The sequence below is a fragment of the Bradyrhizobium sp. USDA 4341 genome, from assembly GCF_054063755.1.
In genome coordinates, this window is sequence record NZ_JBSSGO010000002.1 from 2,698,593 (window position 1) to 2,715,296 (window position 16,704).

The 16,704-nt window shown below is 60.7% G+C and carries 16 protein-coding genes; 4 read left to right on the plus strand and 12 right to left on the minus strand.

What is annotated here, in order from left to right; genetic code table 11:
* Positions 1 to 2: 2 nt before the first annotated feature.
* The 3 genes from ACVIGB_RS18755 to ACVIGB_RS18765 all read right to left on the minus strand — a co-directional run bounded on the left by ACVIGB_RS18755 (position 3) and on the right by ACVIGB_RS18765 (position 3,264).
* A complete protein-coding gene (locus ACVIGB_RS18755) occupies positions 3 to 866 on the minus strand; it encodes an FAD binding domain-containing protein (RefSeq protein WP_456721520.1) in 864 nt (287 codons plus the stop codon).
* 180 nt (positions 867 to 1,046) lie between these two features.
* Complete coding sequence (locus ACVIGB_RS18760; RefSeq protein ID WP_456725140.1) at positions 1,047 to 2,243, minus strand: MHYT domain-containing protein; 1,197 nt, start codon at positions 2,241 to 2,243, stop codon at positions 1,047 to 1,049.
* 562 nt (positions 2,244 to 2,805) lie between these two features.
* Positions 2,806 to 3,264: a DUF6894 family protein gene (locus ACVIGB_RS18765; RefSeq protein WP_456749182.1), complete on the minus strand. Its 459-nt coding sequence runs from the start codon at positions 3,262 to 3,264 to the stop codon at positions 2,806 to 2,808.
* 231 nt (positions 3,265 to 3,495) lie between these two features.
* On the opposite strand from ACVIGB_RS18765, the gene ACVIGB_RS18770 reads away from it, so the two are divergent.
* The gene (locus ACVIGB_RS18770; protein WP_456721519.1) at positions 3,496 to 3,687 is read left to right on the plus strand and encodes a hypothetical protein; all 192 of its coding nucleotides are present in this window, start codon (positions 3,496 to 3,498) and stop codon (positions 3,685 to 3,687) included.
* A gap of 653 nt (positions 3,688 to 4,340) precedes the next feature.
* On the opposite strand, the gene ACVIGB_RS18775 is transcribed toward ACVIGB_RS18770, so the two are convergent.
* The 7 genes from ACVIGB_RS18775 to ACVIGB_RS18805 all read right to left on the minus strand — a co-directional run bounded on the left by ACVIGB_RS18775 (position 4,341) and on the right by ACVIGB_RS18805 (position 11,874).
* Positions 4,341 to 4,844: an aromatic-ring hydroxylase C-terminal domain-containing protein gene (locus ACVIGB_RS18775; protein WP_456749374.1), complete on the minus strand. Its 504-nt coding sequence runs from the start codon at positions 4,842 to 4,844 to the stop codon at positions 4,341 to 4,343.
* 179 nt (positions 4,845 to 5,023) lie between these two features.
* Positions 5,024 to 5,161: a hypothetical protein gene (locus ACVIGB_RS18780; RefSeq protein ID WP_456721518.1), complete on the minus strand. Its 138-nt coding sequence runs from the start codon at positions 5,159 to 5,161 to the stop codon at positions 5,024 to 5,026.
* Between the two features lie 320 nt (positions 5,162 to 5,481).
* Entirely contained in the window at positions 5,482 to 6,612 is a 1,131-nt protein-coding gene (locus ACVIGB_RS18785; RefSeq protein WP_456721517.1) for a M24 family metallopeptidase, read from the minus strand.
* Between the two features lie 39 nt (positions 6,613 to 6,651).
* Positions 6,652 to 8,286 (minus strand): amino acid ABC transporter permease/ATP-binding protein, encoded by a 1,635-nt coding sequence (locus tag ACVIGB_RS18790; protein ID WP_456721516.1) that lies wholly within the window; start codon positions 8,284 to 8,286, stop codon positions 6,652 to 6,654.
* A gap of 24 nt (positions 8,287 to 8,310) precedes the next feature.
* Positions 8,311 to 9,582 carry a M20 family metallopeptidase gene (locus tag ACVIGB_RS18795; protein ID WP_456721515.1) on the minus strand — a complete coding sequence of 424 codons (1,272 nt, stop codon included), beginning with the start codon at positions 9,580 to 9,582 and terminating at the stop codon, positions 8,311 to 8,313.
* A gap of 49 nt (positions 9,583 to 9,631) precedes the next feature.
* Entirely contained in the window at positions 9,632 to 10,513 is an 882-nt protein-coding gene (locus ACVIGB_RS18800) for an ABC transporter substrate-binding protein (RefSeq protein WP_456721514.1), read from the minus strand.
* 207 nt (positions 10,514 to 10,720) lie between these two features.
* A protein-coding gene (locus ACVIGB_RS18805) for an IS3 family transposase (RefSeq protein ID WP_456725137.1) occupies positions 10,721 to 11,874 on the minus strand; the annotation gives its coding sequence in 2 pieces (ribosomal slippage) (positions 10,721 to 11,625 and positions 11,625 to 11,874; 1,155 coding nt in all).
* 59 nt (positions 11,875 to 11,933) lie between these two features.
* Between ACVIGB_RS18805 and ACVIGB_RS18810 the strand changes: the two genes are divergently transcribed.
* The 3 genes from ACVIGB_RS18810 to ACVIGB_RS18820 all read left to right on the plus strand — a co-directional run bounded on the left by ACVIGB_RS18810 (position 11,934) and on the right by ACVIGB_RS18820 (position 14,503).
* Entirely contained in the window at positions 11,934 to 12,809 is an 876-nt protein-coding gene (locus tag ACVIGB_RS18810; RefSeq protein WP_456725136.1) for a LysR family transcriptional regulator, read from the plus strand.
* A gap of 523 nt (positions 12,810 to 13,332) precedes the next feature.
* Positions 13,333 to 14,133: a phytochelatin synthase family protein gene (locus ACVIGB_RS18815; protein WP_456721513.1), complete on the plus strand. Its 801-nt coding sequence runs from the start codon at positions 13,333 to 13,335 to the stop codon at positions 14,131 to 14,133.
* Positions 14,134 to 14,287: 154 nt separating this feature from the next.
* Positions 14,288 to 14,503, plus strand: a complete 216-nt coding sequence (locus ACVIGB_RS18820) for a LysR substrate-binding domain-containing protein (RefSeq protein ID WP_456721512.1) — start codon at positions 14,288 to 14,290, stop codon at positions 14,501 to 14,503.
* Positions 14,504 to 14,593: 90 nt separating this feature from the next.
* On the opposite strand, the gene ACVIGB_RS18825 is transcribed toward ACVIGB_RS18820, so the two are convergent.
* Entirely contained in the window at positions 14,594 to 15,754 is a 1,161-nt protein-coding gene (locus ACVIGB_RS18825) for an IS30 family transposase (RefSeq protein WP_456721511.1), read from the minus strand.
* A 201-nt stretch (positions 15,755 to 15,955) separates the two neighbouring features.
* On the minus strand, positions 15,956 to 16,339 hold the full coding sequence (locus ACVIGB_RS18830) for a GYD domain-containing protein (protein ID WP_092116984.1): 384 nt from the start codon (positions 16,337 to 16,339) through the stop codon (positions 15,956 to 15,958).
* Positions 16,340 to 16,704: the final 365 nt, after the last annotated feature.

The window sequence follows — 16,704 nt, forward strand, 5'->3', positions numbered from 1 at the left end:
CCTCAGGCTGCTTTGGTGGCGGCGCGTTGCAGCGCGCGTATCACCATGATGCCGCCGACATGCTTGCGGTATTCGACCGGGCCGCGGGCATCCGCGGCCGGCGCCATGATCGCGACGGCCGCCGCAGCCGCTGTCTTGAGCGTGGCAGCATCGAGGCTGCTGCCGACCACCAGTTTCGCGGCCGCATTGGCGAGCAGCGGCGTTTCCGACAGATTGGTCAGACCGATCGCACAGGTCGCCACCTTGCCGCCGGACATCGTGAGCATCACCGCGGCCGCGGCAGTGGCGTAGTCACCGACCTTCCGCTTCAGTTTCTCATAGGCGTAGCCATGGCCAGCGGCAGGAGCTGGCACCGAAATCGAGGTCAGGAGTTCGCCGGGCTCGAGTGCAGTGAAATAGGCGCCCTGGTAAAAATCAGTCGCCGCGACGTCGCGCACACCCTTGGGGCCTTCGAGCCGGTAGCTGGCGCCAAGCGTCATCATGAGCGCCGGCATGTCGTTACCGGGATCGCCATTAGCGACATTGCCGCCGATCGTGCCGCGGTAGCGCACCTGGGGATCGGCGATCAGCAGCGCGGTTTCCCGCAGGATCGGGAGTGATTTGGCGATCTCATCGGAGGCCAGCAACTCGTGCTGGGTAGTCATGGCCCCGATCACGACCGCGTTGCCGTCGCGGCGAATCCCTTTCAGCCCGGCGACCCCGTGCAGATCGACCAGATGCTCTGGTGTCGCCAGCCGGAGCTTCATCATCGGAACCAGGCTGTGGCCGCCGGCAAGCGGTCGCGCCTCATCGCCGAGCGTCGAAAGCAGATTCACGGCGTCGGCCACCGTCGCCGGCCGGTGGTAGCTGAACGGGCCAGGGATCATCGTCTCCTCCATCTTGTCCTGTGAGGCCCTTACGGGGCACGCGGACGTTGGGGAGGACGGTCGCTCCGGGTGGATTCACCCGCAATGACAAGGGCACAGGAGCGTGAAATTCGCACCAAATGCGGCCAGAAGTACACGAAATGCGTCAGTGTCTGCGCCCCAACGAGACAGAGAACCCGTTCAGGCCATACGGCGCGCCAGCCCGAGTCGTGCCTTCAGCTCGGCGATCTTGGCCCGACTGACCGGAACCCGATGCGGCGATGGGCCATCCAGTTCGATGACCGCGCCATCTCCTTCCTTGCGGACGAAGCTGACATGCGGGATAGCGACGATGTGGCTGCGATGCACCCGAACAAACAGGCTCGGGTCGAGCTGCTCCTCAGCCTCCGAGATCGACCACGGGCACATCCGCTCCCGAGTCCCGTCATGGACCTTGGTGTAGTGGGCATCGGCCCGGACACTGCGAACGTCGGCAGCGTTGATGAAATGGGTGCCGTCGGCACCTTCAACTGGTAGTCGGGGAGCGGGAGCGGGACGGGGCGGCTGGCCGATGCCGCCAAGCGGGATCGGCCGCAACTTCGGGCTAGTCGGGACCGCGCCGCCATCCCCAATCGGGATGTCGATAGCCGCCGCTGCAACCTCCGCGGCGGACGACGAGCCCTTCCGGCGCGAATCGGGCACCAGTGACAGCAAGAAACCGGCCGTAATCACAAAGCAGAGCAGCGCCACAACCAGCGACAAGATCTGGGGTGATGCGGCCAGACCATCCATGTGGTGGTGCGCAGTCGCCGAGGGCGAAACGACCCGCATCCCCGCCATCGCGGTGTAGTGCATGCCCGAGACTGCAACACCGAACGCGACCGCGCTCAGCATCAGTTGCACGCCGCCTTGCCGCGCAAGAAACGCCCGTAGGCCGCCATAAGCGGCAGCGATGGCGATCGCGACTGCGAGCACTACCATTCCAGCGGCATGGCTCATCGCGAAGTCGCCGGATAGTCCGTGCATGCCGACATAATGCATGCTGGCGATGCCGAGCCCGAGCAATACCGCCGATGACACCACCCGCAGCATGGACGGCTCGCCGATGCTGACAAAGAACAGCGAAATGCCAACCACCAGCGCGCAGATCAGGAATGAGACAATGGTCGGCAAAACCAGATAGACCGTGCCGGCCGGCAGCGGCGCCGCCAACATGCCGACGAAATGCATGGTCCAGATACCGACGGCGAGAAAGAATGCTGCACCCGCGAGCAGCAGGCGATGCCCGGCATCCGGCGTACCGCGGATGCGCGCGGCGAGGCCGAAACCGGTATAACCGCCCAGGATCGCGATCGCCACCGAGAGCGCGACGAGATAAGGATCGTGTCCTTCGAACATGATCGTCTCGGCCTCCCCGCCACCACGGAAAAGCCTCCTCCCAATCGTGACTCTACAGGTGCGGTGGGGGATTTGACAATCAGATGATGGCGAGGCGAGCCCCAACCCAATTCCCCGCATGAACCAGGCCGCGCAAGTGTTTTCGGTGAGCGTCGGTGCCGACTTCCGTCATCTCGACACCGGCCTTCGTAAGTTGCTGGCCGAAGAGTGGGAGTTGGCGCCGACTTAGTCTCCAAAATGCTGGGCGACGGGAAGCGTTTTTAGCCGCACGATGTAAAGGCATCGACCACGCGACGCCGGCGCCCAGTCCGCAAAGAACACGCCAGTTGCGTCCAAGATGCTCCTGTTCTCAGCGTCGGCCCAGAGGGGACCCGTAATGAATGGCCCGATCAAGTGCACCGGAGCTCCTCGTCGAACTCGTGATCGACGATTGATCCGACAGATACTGCGTCGATCTAGCACCCGACTTCGGGGGATTTCAGGGGCCCGATGTCGACCCAACGCCGCCAAGCGACCTATATTCCGCTTGGGCGGCGTTGTGCTTGTGCTGACCGATCGATGCCTACCTGTCCTTCCTGACCAACGTCAGTCGGCATCTAACAGTAGCTTCGAGATGGATGGCTATCTCTCGCTGCGTCATTCCGGCAATCCCCGTGAGCGCAATGAGAAGCATGTCGTCTTCTGCTGACCACGGCCTGAATCGGCTGCTAGGCATATGCCTCCGTTGAAACGGTTTGTTGCGCTGGCGGGAAAGGCCACCAACTAAGGCGGCCTCACTGTACGCGCTTAATCTCAAACGAAAATGTTGCGTGCATTCCGCGCCGTCCCCGTTGCGCACTTCAATTGCCAATTGGCGCCCAATTCCGGCGGCAGATTTAACCCGCCGCGCCTCGCCTCGCGCGAAATCTCCGAGCGCGCGAGCCGCTTCGTCTTGCGCAGCTTCCAAGTCCGAAAGCAACATTCCGTCGTCATCTGTGACGATACCTTGCTCGTCGCGTCGATCGAAAAAGAAGCGGCACATTGGGTGCGGCTGCCAAACCAGGCGGGAGCATGAAGCACTCTCAGTCACCGATCATTGCCGAGGTCCGCTCGATGATGCATTCCAACCCAGCTATTGCCGGTTGTTTCTTGATTGGCGGTTTTAATCCCCGACAATTAGCCACTCGGCCATGTGGGCGGGCCGTTTCGTCCCGTCGCGCCTTCCGCGGTAACGCCTCTCGCTCGCGACAGGGGGAGAAGCTCTTTCAGGCTGATGCAGCGCGGCGCCGATCCGTGGCAGGCAGCGGGCTACCTGGGCATGTCGCTTGACATTCTGCTCAATACCTATGGCCATCATCACCCCGATTATCTCTCGGACGCCGTCGAGAAGATCGCCAAGAGAGAGAGGAAGATCGAAGGAAACCGCAGCAGCAGTTTCGAGTCGGTACTGCCACTGCGTGGATAGAAAATGCAGTGTCACGTGGCTTGGATTGCCGGTGCGGCCGGGCTGATGACTATCAAGTCCACCCGGCGTCCGATGACTTTGTTCGCGGCGGAGAGAGTGTCAGTCAATCCCCATTTAAAGATAAAGCACTTTCAGTTTTCAAGACCAAAACCCACCATTTGAGCTACGCCGTAAAATGAAGCGTTGTCTGCGCGAACACGCCGTTTGCAACGGCGAACTTCTCTTCGGCGCGTTACTGGTATTCGCCGTTAAGCCCACTTTTCGGCCTACGATGCGACGCCCCTGAGCGACCCAATGCTGGTGTTCGCTGCTTGGATCGCATAGGCTTTGGTAGCGTCCAAAGGACCCAGCGCAGAGCGCAACGGGGAATTTGCCCCACTGTGTATGCTTCTCGCAGGCGCGTTGCGGCGACTTCAATCGATTCCACCGTCCACCTCAAATCGTGATCAGTGGAGGACGCTATCGAGTGCCCAAGAGACTCTAGTTCTATCTGCCGATTGTGCATCGGGTGCACCATGGCGTCCGCCGTCGACGACGAGATGCAGGCGAATACCGTATACCGGTTCATGACGACGAACTTCGAACCTGCGATCATGTCCGGGATCTGTTTGCCTTCTTCCGGCGTCGCGTGACTGTGTCTCGCCGGCTGGCTTTCAGGCGAACAGCGGCGGGCCGTTGGGCTTCGATGGCTCGGGCTGCTTCTCTTGCGAGATCGTGGAGAGATCTTGCAAGTCGAGCACAGCACGGATCGCCGCGCTCAGTTTTTCGGCGGCAACCTGGGGGTCGGGCGTCCCTTCCTTGTCGCGCCAAGTCACCACCCCGTCGGGTCGCACAAGCAGCGCTCCGGCCTCTTCGATGTCGCGGACGCGCTGCCACTCGCAGTACAGGTCCTGCGCGTCGGGCGAACCCGTCACGACGATCCGCAGGAACGGCAGATTGAGGCGGCGCACCGCGTCCTTCCAAGCGGAACCGGCGAGACCGGTCACGACGGTGAACAGACCCTTCCCGGTCACGTCCAACGTCGACATGCGCGTACCTTCCGAACCAACGAGCCATGCGGGCGGGATCTTTGCACCGGGTCGCGTCGTCGCTTGACGGTAGAGGTCGCGGTCGCGCAGCCATTGTTCCGGCTCGGCGTTAATCGGCGTGGGGTCCAGACGCCGATTGGCGCGCTAAGCCATCGATCTAACTAACGCTCGAGGGGTCACTCTTAGACGCTTGTTCACGGGTAAATGAGGGTCGCCGTGTTCGGCGTAGTGAACGTGTGCCGCACAGGGGCAGATCCAGCCCTACGCTGGCCAGCCAATTAGACATAGTCGCGCGTACTGTTGGGTGGTCAGGCGGCAGTTGCGTCCCCCGGGGCCACACGATCAAGCGTGTCGAGGAGATCGACGCGATCGTTCTGGAAAAAGCCGACGAGGCGAAGGACATGATCGCCGGTTCGCCCGCGGGACAGGATCAGATGCTCGACCAAGTCGTCTTCGCGTAAAAAAGATGCAAACGCATTCGCAACCAGCTTTCGGATCAAGAAAACGCCGGGTACGAGTGACCAGACCGCCGACGACTTCCGCGAGCATGTAGGCGGCCGTCAGTCCGCGCCGTCCCGTGTGTATGGCGGCCGGCGAGCCATGCTCACCGCCTCCAGGCGTACAAACCTCTATTGCATGTGGCCGGTAAGCACTTGCGCAACCCTCTTTTCCCTCTCGTAGTTCCTCGGCTGACGCAAAATTCGTGAGGAAAACACCGGCTGCTCATCCTGCGTGAAGAATTACTGCTGCCCTGCCGCTTGGAGCCTCATACGCACGAGAAGATCTCGTCGGTCGGAAACTTGTCTGATATCAGTTCGGGACCGTTCCGACCGATCAACAGCATATCCTGAATGTGCCAGTGGTTGATGTGGGGTTCCATCGCGATCACCATACCCTCTTCCAGCCGCCGCGGATTGTCGCGCGAGATCACCGGCTCCTGCTGATGCCACCAGGCACCAACGCTATGACCGGCCAGCATCGACTTATATACCTTGCCCTTTGCGGCGAACCGCTCCACCACGAAGCGGTAGACCTCGCCCGCAGTCTTTCCCGGCACCAGTTGTTCGTTGGCGGCGCGATAGATGTCGCGGATGACGGCGTATTCGCGGCGCTGCTCCTCCGACGGTTTGCCGACCACGGCGCAGCGTGACTGGTGGCCAGGATAGCCTTTCACGTAGGTCACATAGTCGGTCCGGATCGCGTCGCCCGCGGCAAAGGCAAAATCGCTCTCGCCGCCATAGGAAATCGTGTTGCGCGAGGAATTGAGAATGCCGTGGGTAAATTCCGACCCGTGCGAGAGGCAATAGGCCATTAACGCCGCATGCAGATCCCGCTCGCGCATGCCGGGCCGCACGGTAGGGAAACACGCTAGGTAAGCATCGTCGAGCATGTCGGCCCCAAGTTTGAAGCGCGCGAGCTCCGCCTTGGTCTTCACGGCCCGGACATGATCCATCAGAGCGACGCAATCTGATGTGCGCATCTTCGGCAGCTTGTCGCGTAATGCCTCCCAATCAGCCGCGTTGATGAAGTTGGTCTCGAAGCCGACCTTGCCATCGGTGAGCCCCATATCGCCGAGGGTCTTGGCAAGCCGCTCGATCGGCGGTTCGGTGTAGCCTTCATAGACGTCGAAATGCTCGACAAAGGAATCGCGCTCCGGCAGATCCTTGGCGATCGCGTTGACGACGATGCGCGGCTCTCCCTTCCGCGGCCAGACCAGATAGACGCCGCGCGGCGAGTCCGCGAGATCAAGGTGCCGCGCCAAGGTGCCTGGATAGGCGAAGCCGGTGAGATAGGTGAAATTGACGCCGGCGCGCGCGACAATGGCATCCAACCCTTGCGCATCCATCTCCCGCTCCAGCCGAGCGAGCTGCACGAAATCTTTGGCGGCGGCCTTCATTTTTGTTCTCCTGATACGAAATTGCTTTGCAACGCGGCGTCAATGCGGCTCAACCAGCCTGAGAAAGCGTTGGGTCCGTTCTTGGGTCGGACGATCCAGTACCTGCTCAGGCGAACCGTGCTCGACCACCACGCCCTCGTCCATGAAGATCACGCGGTCGGCGACCTCGCGCGCGAACCGCACTTCATGCGTCACGATCATCATGGTCATGCCGGCTTCGGCGAGCCGCCTGATCGCGGCCAGCACCTCGCCGACCAGCTCTGGATCGAGCGCGGAGGTCGGCTCATCGAACAGCATCAGCCGCGGTGAGATCGCGAGTGCGCGTGCGATCGCAACCCGCTGCTGCTGGCCGCCGGACAGCCGATGCGGCAGATGATCTGCGTGGGCGGCAAGGCCGACCGCGTTCAACAGGCTGAGGCCGAGCGCGCGCATCTTGTCCGCGGGCTCGCCATAGACCCGCATCGGCGCCTCCACGATGTTTTCCAGCGCGGTCAAATGATCGAACAGATTGAAATGCTGGAATACCATGCCGATCCGCGCATCTGCGCGTGCCTTAGCGAGATTGCGGGTCGGCGCCAAGCCGCCCCCGGGCTGTCTGGCATAGCCGACATATTTGCCGTCGACGGTGATCTCGCCCCAATCGAGCGGCTCCAGATGATTGACGAGCCGCAGCAGCGTGCTCTTGCCTGAACCGCTCGGCCCCATCAGGACCACCACTTCCCCGCGCTTGATGGTCAGATCAACGCCGCGGAGAATTGCGCGGCTCCCGTAGGATTTCTGCACGTTCTGCAGGACAACGAACGCCTCGTCCCGGGTTGCCTCGGACGGTCCCGCCTTGACAGCGTCGGTCCACGCCGTGGGCGACACGGCGGACTGCACCACGGCCTTGGCTTCACGCTTCCGATCGGCGCTGAAATTGCGTTCGAGATAAAACTGCGCGATCGCGACTGCGCTGGTCAGCACGAGGTAGAGAATGCCGGCGGCCGCGAACACGGTGAAAAACTTGAAGTTTTGGCCAACGATCTGCTGCGCGCGGAACGTCAGCTCGTTGACGAAGATTACGGAGGCAATCGAGGTGCCTTTGATCAGCGAGATCACCTGATTGGCCATCGCCGGCAGGATCGCGCGCATCGCTTGTGGCAGGATGATTCGGCGCATGGTGAGGAACGGCCCCATGCCGAAAGACGCCGCAGCCAAGGTCTGCTTGCGGTCGACGGAGAGAATGCCGCCACGGATGATCTCGGCGCAGAACGCGGCCTCGTTGAGGGTGAAGCCGAGCAACGCCGTCGTAAAACTGTCGAGCCGGATGCCGACTGCCGGCAACGCGTCGTACAGAAACACCAGTTGCAGGATCAGCGGCGTGCCGCGCATGAACCAGATGTAGAGCCACCCGGCCCCGCGCACTGGCGCCAACGGCGAAAGGCGCATCAGCGCCAGGCCGAGCCCCAGCCCGATGCCGCCGACCATCGCAAGCGCCGCGATCTTCAGGGCGTTGACCGCGCCCTCGAGCAGGAAAGCCGAGAAGACGTAGCCCAGCACTTCCATGACCGGCTCGGGCAGCATCCCTGCGTGGAGGCCGGCGGCTGCCGCCACCAGCGCAACCAGAACTGCCAGCCCGGCCAAGGCGGCAGGACCGGAGACCAGTTTCTTCTCGGCGGCCATCGCCTCACTCATCGCGCTCATCCCGTTCCTAGATCATTATCCGGATAGTTTGACCGTCGCATGCGCGACGGTCTGCGCCGCCGTTACCAGATCGGACAACAGCACCCGCTCATCTGCCGTCGGCCATTCCTTGTAGATGCGGATATCGCCGGGACCATATTGCACTGTCGGGATGCCGAGAGCCGCGATGATGTTGCCGTCGCCGACATTGCCGAGCCGGCCCCAGCCACCGATCACAGCCGGCGCCCCGGAGGCGCGCATTTGTCCCTCGGCCAACGTCGTCACCAGCGCATGGTCGGACGAACACGCCATCGGCTCCTGACACCAGCCGTTCTTGGTGCCCTTGGCTGGCAGCTCGAACGAATAATTGAACGCCGGATGCTCGCGCTTGATGCCTTCGAGTAGCCCCGTCAGATCAGCGGTCACGCTCTGCATGGTTTGACCCGGCACCGTACGGAATTGCAACAAGAGCTCGGCCTGCTTGCTGTGCAGACCGGACAGGTTCTTCTGGTAGTAGTGCTCCTTATGGAAGGTGTCGAATGTGTGGGTCGGAAATCCCGGCAACTCCGGATGCGACGTGAAGCTCATCCAACCACCTTCCGGAATCGGATCGAGACTCGGTCCTATTCGGCGGATCACCTCGCAGAGCTGCTCGATCGGATTCCAATATTGAGCCTTGGCTTCCGCGCTGTAGCGGAAGAACAGTTCCGGCGCCTCGACGCGAATGCGCACCATGAGGATGCCGACGCAGACGTTGGCGATGGTGTTGTTGGAATGCTCCATGTTGATGCAGAGATCGGCGCGGATGCCGCTCTTCAGCAGCGCCCGCGTGCCGGCGCCGCCGAGCTTGTGCGCGACGACGGGACACAGTAGCACATCGCCTTTCAGGCGCGTGCCGGACTTGATCACTGCCTCCAAGCCACAGAAAGCCGCGGTCAGTCCGCCTTTGTCGTCGTGGGCGCCCATGCCCCAAATCCAGCCATCCTCGAACTTGGCGCCATAGGGATCGACCGACCATCCGGGCATTTCGACGCCAGGATCCATGTGCCCATTGAGCATGAGGGACGATCCGCCGCCGGTCCCGCGTAAGATGCCGACCGGCTGCCGGCTCTTCGATGCCGAATTGAACGGATGCTGGACCTCCATCATCATGACGTCGAGACCGATGTCAGTCATCCGCTCCGCCAGATGATCCGCAATTGACTGTTCTTCGAATGCGGAGCTCGGAATGCGCAGCAACGCCTGTTCGATCTCCAGCACGCGCATGGGATCGACGTGCTTCTGCACGCTCGTCAGTTCAGTGGTCATAAGTTTGGTCCGCTTAGGTCACGCATCTGATCGGCACATGCCGATCGGATCACTCGGTCAGTACGGTGGGCTCTGTCGTCAGGCTGTAGTCCACCTGGTATTTCTCGTAGATCGCTTTCTCGGTACCGTTGGCGCGGATCGTCGCGAGTCCATCCTTGATCGCCTTCACGAGGTCAGGATTGCCTTTCGCGATACCAACCGAAATCTTGGCCCCGGTGACAACGTCGAATGCGCTCTGCACCTTGTCCGGGCTGGAGGCGATCATGCGGTCGCCGACGAACTTGTTGACCGCCGCGAGGTCGGCGCGCCCGCTCTGCACCAGGCGCAGGCTGCTCGGCATGTCCTGCGACAGGATAATCGTCACGGCGGACTTGCCGGCCGCGGTGCATTTGGCGTTCGCCTCGCGCAGCATCGCTTCCTGCGTGGTGCCGAGCTGGGTGGTCGCGGTCAACCCGCAGAGATCGTCCAGCGTGTGGGCGCTCTTAGGGTTGCCCTTTGCGATAAGCATTCCGGTCGCGGCATTCATGTAGACGACGAAGTCAAGCTTCTTAGCCCGCTCGGGCGTGTAGAGCAGGGTGTCCCACATGATATCGACCTGGCCGGACATCGCCGCCGGGATCAGACCCGACCAGGTGCCGATGGTGAAATCGATGGGCACGCCGACACAAGCGAATGTGGCGCGGGCGAGATCGGCATCGAGCCCGATCAGCTTGGTCAGATCCTTCGGGTCGCGCTGGCTGAACGGCACGCTCTCGCCATCCTGGCCAATCTTGATGGTCTTGCCGGCCAATCCGGGATACTTCGCCGCCAGCTTGGTGGGCTCGCAGGCCGTATCGTCAGCATGGGCCGGCGCCGGCCGAACTGCGCAAAGAAGCGCCAGAGCAAGCACAAAAATTGCGCCTATTGGCTGCAATCTATGCAGACTACGCATGGATGGGATTTCCTTATCGCAAAAATTAGCCCGCCTTCGTGAATATTGTTCGCGTCACGCAACGATTACAAATGAAAGATGGACATTCAATTCATGCGCATATTTTATGATTTGAAATGGATTCACGTCATCTCGAAACGCTTTTGTGGGTTGTGCGGCTCGGCGGTATCGGCGCCGTGAGCTGCTGCCGGTTTGATGGACACCCGGTTAAGCTAATCCCACCTTGCGCTCGAACTCAATGGGGCTGAGATAGCCGATGGTCGAGTGCCTGCGGGTCGTGTTGTAAAATCGTTCGATGTAGTCGAACACATCGGCGCGTGCCTCATCTCTGGTTCGATAAATCTTGTTGGCCGTACGCTCGGTCTTGAGCGAGGAGAAGAAGCTCTCCATCGCCGCGTTATCCCAGACGTTGCCGGAGCGGCTCATGCTGCAAACGATGCCGTGGTCGGCCATCAGGCGCTGGAACTGCTCGCTGGTGTACTGGCTGCCCTGGTCGGAGTGATGCAACAGCGCATCCGGCTTTCCGCGCCGCCAGACGGCCATCAACAATGCGTCCGTCACGAGCTGTGCCGTCATGGCGGCACTCATCGACCAGCCCACCACGCGGCGTGAGAACAGGTCGATCACCGCTGCGACATAGAGCCAGCCTTCGGCCGTCCAGAGATAGGTGAAGTCGGCGATCCACTTCTGGTTCGGCCGCTCGGCGGCGAACTGCCGGTCAAGGAGGTTCGCCGGTACGGTCTCGAGCTGTCGATCGCCGCTGTCCTTCGGCAAGCGCCGACGTCGCGGCCGCGCCCGCAAGCCTTGCAGGCGCATCAGCCGCTCAATCCGGTGCAGGCCGCAATCCGCCCCATCGGCGAGCAGGTCACGCCACACCCGGCGTGCGCCATAGGTGCGGTCGCTGGCGGCGAAGCTGGCCTTGACCTTGCCGCCGAGCTCCTCGTCGCTGCGGGATCTGGCGCTGGGAGAGCGGTTCAGCCAGGCATGGAAGCCCGACCGCGACACTCCCAGCGCATCGCATAGCCATGCCACCGGCCAGATCGTCCGGTGCTTCGCGACGAAGGCGAACTTCATGTCGCTTCCTTCGCGAAGTAGGCTGCGGCCTTTTTTAGGATATCCCGCTCGGCCTTCAGCTTGGCGACCTCACGGCGCAGCCGCTCGATCTCCTGCTGCTCCGGCTTCATCTGCCCGTGGCCGGGAAAGGCTTGCGCCGGGTCGGAGCCCAACTCCTTCACCCATTTGCGCAGTACGTTCTCATGAACATCCAGGTCACGGCCGGCTTGCGCCACCGACACCCCACGTTCCCGCACTAGCTTGACCGCCTCGACCTTGAACTCGCGGCTGAACTTCCGTCTTTTCATCGCCACCTCCGGCTTCATGAAACACCTAATCTGGGTGTCCATCAAACCGGCAGCAGCTCATCGCCGCGCAACATCTCAACCTTACTCAGCCGGCCGTCACCCGGCGCATCCAGGAGCTCGAGCGCGAGCTCGGCGCCAGAGTGCTGCGGCGGCAGGGCCGCAACGTCGCTTTGACTGCGCTGGGCCAAAGCTGTCTGGAGCGCGCCGAGCGCGTTCTCTCGGAAGTCGCGATGATGAAGGCGGCCGCCGGCCAAGATGCTGAAGTCGGCACCATCCGTGTCGGCGTGGTGGAGAGCATCGCGCTAACCTGGTTTCAAAGTTTCGTCGCTCGAATCGAGCAGCGATTTCCGAAAGTGCGTCTCGAGATCGACGCCGATCTTGCGGGCGGCCTGGCAGCCAAGCTCACCCGGCGTCAGATCGACATTGCGCTATTGCCAGGCCCGGTCGATCTGTTGGGCTCGGTTCGCATTTCACTCGGGAGTTGCGCCTTGAAATGGCTTGGCCACCCTCGATTTTGCCCACCGGATCGCAATCTTACGGCAGCCGCACTTGCGGAGCTTCCGACTATCGGCATGCCACAAGACGCAAGCGTCTATCATTTGATGGTGAATTGGTTCGAGGAGGCCGGCCTCAGCCCTCGCTTCATCCATCGCTGCAACAGCTTCAGCGTGATGTTACTTCTCGTTAGGCGTGGGATCGGGATCAGCCTGCTTCCAGCAGACCTCTTCGCGGAAGACCTTGCTGCCGGTGCACTCAAGATTTTGCTTGAGGACTCTAGCGCGATGGATATGGAATATTCGGCGGCCTATCTGCGAGCAAGCGACAATCCTCTGGTACCGCAACTGGCAGCGCTCGCACGCGAGGAAAGCTGGTTCGTTGGGACGAAGCGAGGCCGGGGCGATCAGCGCATTGCGAGCTCCATATCCCGCTTCTAGCTTTAGCGAAGTGCGCGTGCCTCGAATTTTGAAACCTCATCTACCGGTGGAGAGGGCCCTCTTGGACGCTTATTCACAATGAACGGCCGCTTGCAGCCAGAAGCGGCCGTTCGACAAGCGCCCATTCCGCGAATTGGGACTTGGCATAGATTGGTCTCGCCAATATCCGCGTCGCGAACGAGATCAGCCGCCTCCGAGACACCGCCGGCACCAACGAGCGTTTCGAAAGCTGCTCGCGTTAGCCGTCCGTAGATTTTCTTTGACCTCCCGGTGCACGCACGTGCTCACGCTACTTCTAACTGGCTGAAAATATTAAATTCTCGCTCCACTCCATCATGAGCAAGTTTAAGCTAACTTCGGCATCGGACGTCTAACGAAATCAGATCCACCGAGTGCTGCCTGCCTTTGCCGGCCAGGGAGGGTCGTCATTCGGAAGCGTTATTTTTGGAGGGCTATTTGCTCAACTGCCCCTCTCACCTAAATCAAGAAGAACTTTGGTAATCCTGCAGACCTGGAGAAAACAATGTCACTCCTCGCTCGCGTTGCCCTTGCGTGTTATCTGGCTATTGCGTTTGTTCCCCAAACGCTGGCACGCGATGTATTCACCCCGCCTGCTGTACAAGCACTTGTACCTTTTACCTCAGATGAAGGTCTCGCCCGCTTGGCCCGGGCGGTGGGAAAGATCGACTTCCCTGCCCTGGCGAATCAATTTGAGCCGCAATCGAACATCGCCTTCTGCGGTCCCACCACTGCAGCAATTGTGCTGAACACGGTACGCGCCAGAAGCCAGGATCTTCCCCGTGATCACAGCAGACTGCATCCTGAAGACCTTCAGTATCTGCCGAACGGATTCGACTTGACGGTCCCGCGCTTCACCCAAGACAACGTAATTAGCAAGGGCCATAAGACACGCGCACAGGTTCTTGGAGAGCCCGTCACCCTGAATGGAAAGCAGATTAGGGATGGCGGCTATCAGTTGCGTCAGTTCGACGAATTACTGACTGCGAACGGTCTTGCCACTCGGCTCGTCGTGGTTGATGACGAAAAGCCTGAGGCGGAAATTCGAGCTGATTTCAAGGAAAACCTCGAGCGCGCTGGCGACTACGTAATCGTCAACTACAGACGATCGGAGGTCGGCCAACCAGGCGGCGCCCACATTTCACCTCTTGGGGCATATGACGCCGATTCCGACTCGGTGCTTGTTATGGACGTGAACCCTGCCAGCGCCGGTTGGGTCTGGATGCCGGTGGCGACCCTCATCAAGGGAATGCGCACGTTCGACACGATCGAGAATCGTGGGTATATTTTAGTTCAATCACGTTGATTATCAATGATGCCACTACGTCAACTCGGCTACCCCGGTCGCACGGCGGCGCGGCGCATTCATGTTATAGGACTTGCATTCGCTTCGGGCCCACGACCCGGTTTGTCTCAGAAGCGGGTACCTTTGGGCGCACGATGTATCGGGAACAGCTTTGGTGACAGATAGAATGCAGGCGCTCAGCTTGGCTTTGGCAGGGGTAGGTATTGCTTATGTTGCCGAACCGCTGGCGCGCCGGTACCTGCGCGAAGGGAGCCTTAAGTGGCTAATGCCGCAATCGGCGGCCGAATATGACGGATCATTTCTCTATTATCCAAAGCGCGCGTCCCTAGCGCCAAAGCTTCGCGCCGTTATTGACGTGGCAAAACCCTGAAATCGTTTGAATGAGCAATGTCCGTTTTTTGGCGGGCAGGCACTTAACGGACATCACAAATTTACCGAATGACCGCTTTGCGCGGTGAGTTCAACCGATCGCTGCAACACATTCTGCGAACTTCTCAGCCGGCGTCTGATAGAGCAAGGTCTTTCTCGGCCTTTCATTGAGCTGTCTTGCGATGGCACTGAGCTTGGCCTGGCTGTGCAAAGACAGATCGGTGCCACGCGGAAGATACTGGCGCAGCAATCTGTTGGTGTTTTCGTTTGAACCGCGTTGCCAGGGAGACCGAGGGTCACAAAAATAGATTTCGACCTCGGTGGCCAATGCCAGGCGCTGATGGTCGGCAAGCTCTTTGCCTCTGTCCCAGGTCAGCGACCGGTAAAGCTCGCTAGGCAATCGCTGCGATTGCTTGATCAGCGCCGAGACGACGCTTTCGGTGTCTTTGTTGGCAACCTTGACCAGCATCACGTAGCGCGAATGGCGTTCGACAAGCGTTGCAATATAGCTATTTCTCGACCCGCCGATCAGATCGCCTTCCCAATGGCCGGGGACCGCTCGATCTTCCACCGACGACGGTCGTTCACTGATGGATACGGCATTCTTGATCTGGCCGAGCCCGTTCCGCTTCATGCTGGCGTGCCGGGATCGGCGGACCGTGCGCCTCGCCCTCAGGTGCTCAAGAAGCTCCTTTTTCAGCACGCCGCGCGCCTGAATGAACAGGCTGCGATAGATCGTCTCGTGTGACACCTGCTTCTGAGGCTCCACCGGATATGTGCGCTTTAGCCAGCCGGCAATCTGCTCCGGCGACCATTGCCGCCGCAGCAAGGTCGATACTGTCCGCCTCAGGAACGGACGGCAAGCCAGCTTGCAAAGCTTCGGACGCCGCGCCCGATCCCAGGCGGCTTGATCGGACCCTGCAGCTCGATAGCTATCCGCCCCGCCATTGCGCTCGACTTCACGGCTGATAGTTGACGGAGATCGTCCCAAGTGGCGCGCAATCGAACGTAACGAGCAGCGCATGCTGAGCCATCGAGAGATTTCCTCTCGTTCCGAAAGGCTGAGCGCACGTTTGGCACGGTGCCGATCCGGAGGACGGATTCCACCGGTCGGCGAGATTACCGAGAAGACCGACGAGGACTCTCGGTCAAACCGGCGTCCGATCGAACTCATTGGTTCGCCGGCCTGCCAGCGATCCCAGATCTCGGACCGCTGGGCGGCCGAGTAATAAATGCGACGCCGCTGTTTCATGTCCACACCCCATCTTTGCTAGAAGATTAGAGTGTTGCGCTGACCAATTGAGCCCGCCGCCAGAAGCGGCCATTCGTTCGAGTTGCATTAGCGATCCGGCAGCCCACGCTCGGCTGACGAAGCTGCACCGGGCATGCCTATTGCCCACGACCCTGCTGGCTTCGTCATGTCGGCAGCAGCGCAGATCCCAGAATTTGGCACTCAAGCTTCGCCGATCTCACGGCCCGAATCGATCCCTACTCCGTAGTAATCAGCACGGCCCGCCGATCTGAATTTCAGAGTAAGTTCGCCTGCCCGCTGGAAGGCCTTTGCCGTATCACTCGCCGTGAGCGCCACGGTAGTGGTTATGTCTGAAAGGCTTCCACCCGCCGCGGCCGCAAGGATCGCTGAAATCATCGTGGGTTCATCCGGTGCTTCCGCTATGATTAGCCAATCGTAGGGTCCCAAAGTCAGATACCAACTGATCAGTCGAGCACCGGCGGCGGCGAACAACTCCGCGACCGCCTCGGAACGGTCCTCAGGCTTCGCAGTCATCCCCTTGATGGCCGCTGCGGTGTAACGACCTTGAGAAATGTAAATCGTCATGCTGGCCTCCTCTGCATTCGCTAGTGGTCCATTCTCCGAAGTAACGTCGTGTCGCGGTGATGTTCGCATTAACATTGCAATCGAAATGTCCGAAATGGGTTCATTTGCCGACTTCGGCCATCACCACCTCGAGGTCCTTACCCCCGCAAGTCGACATCGTCAGCTCGGCCACTCATGTCGGCTAAGCGCCAAGACCGCTCGTCCTAGCGAAGTCGCGTTTTTCACCCAACGAGGACGTCAAGCAACAAGGGAAAGCTCTTCTTCGGCAGGCCGGCAAACTGCGAGACCTCATCGGCACACCAGTTCGGACGAACCCATCGTGGCAATTGAGCAATCTCCGCGAGAAATGGACGATGAATTCGTTG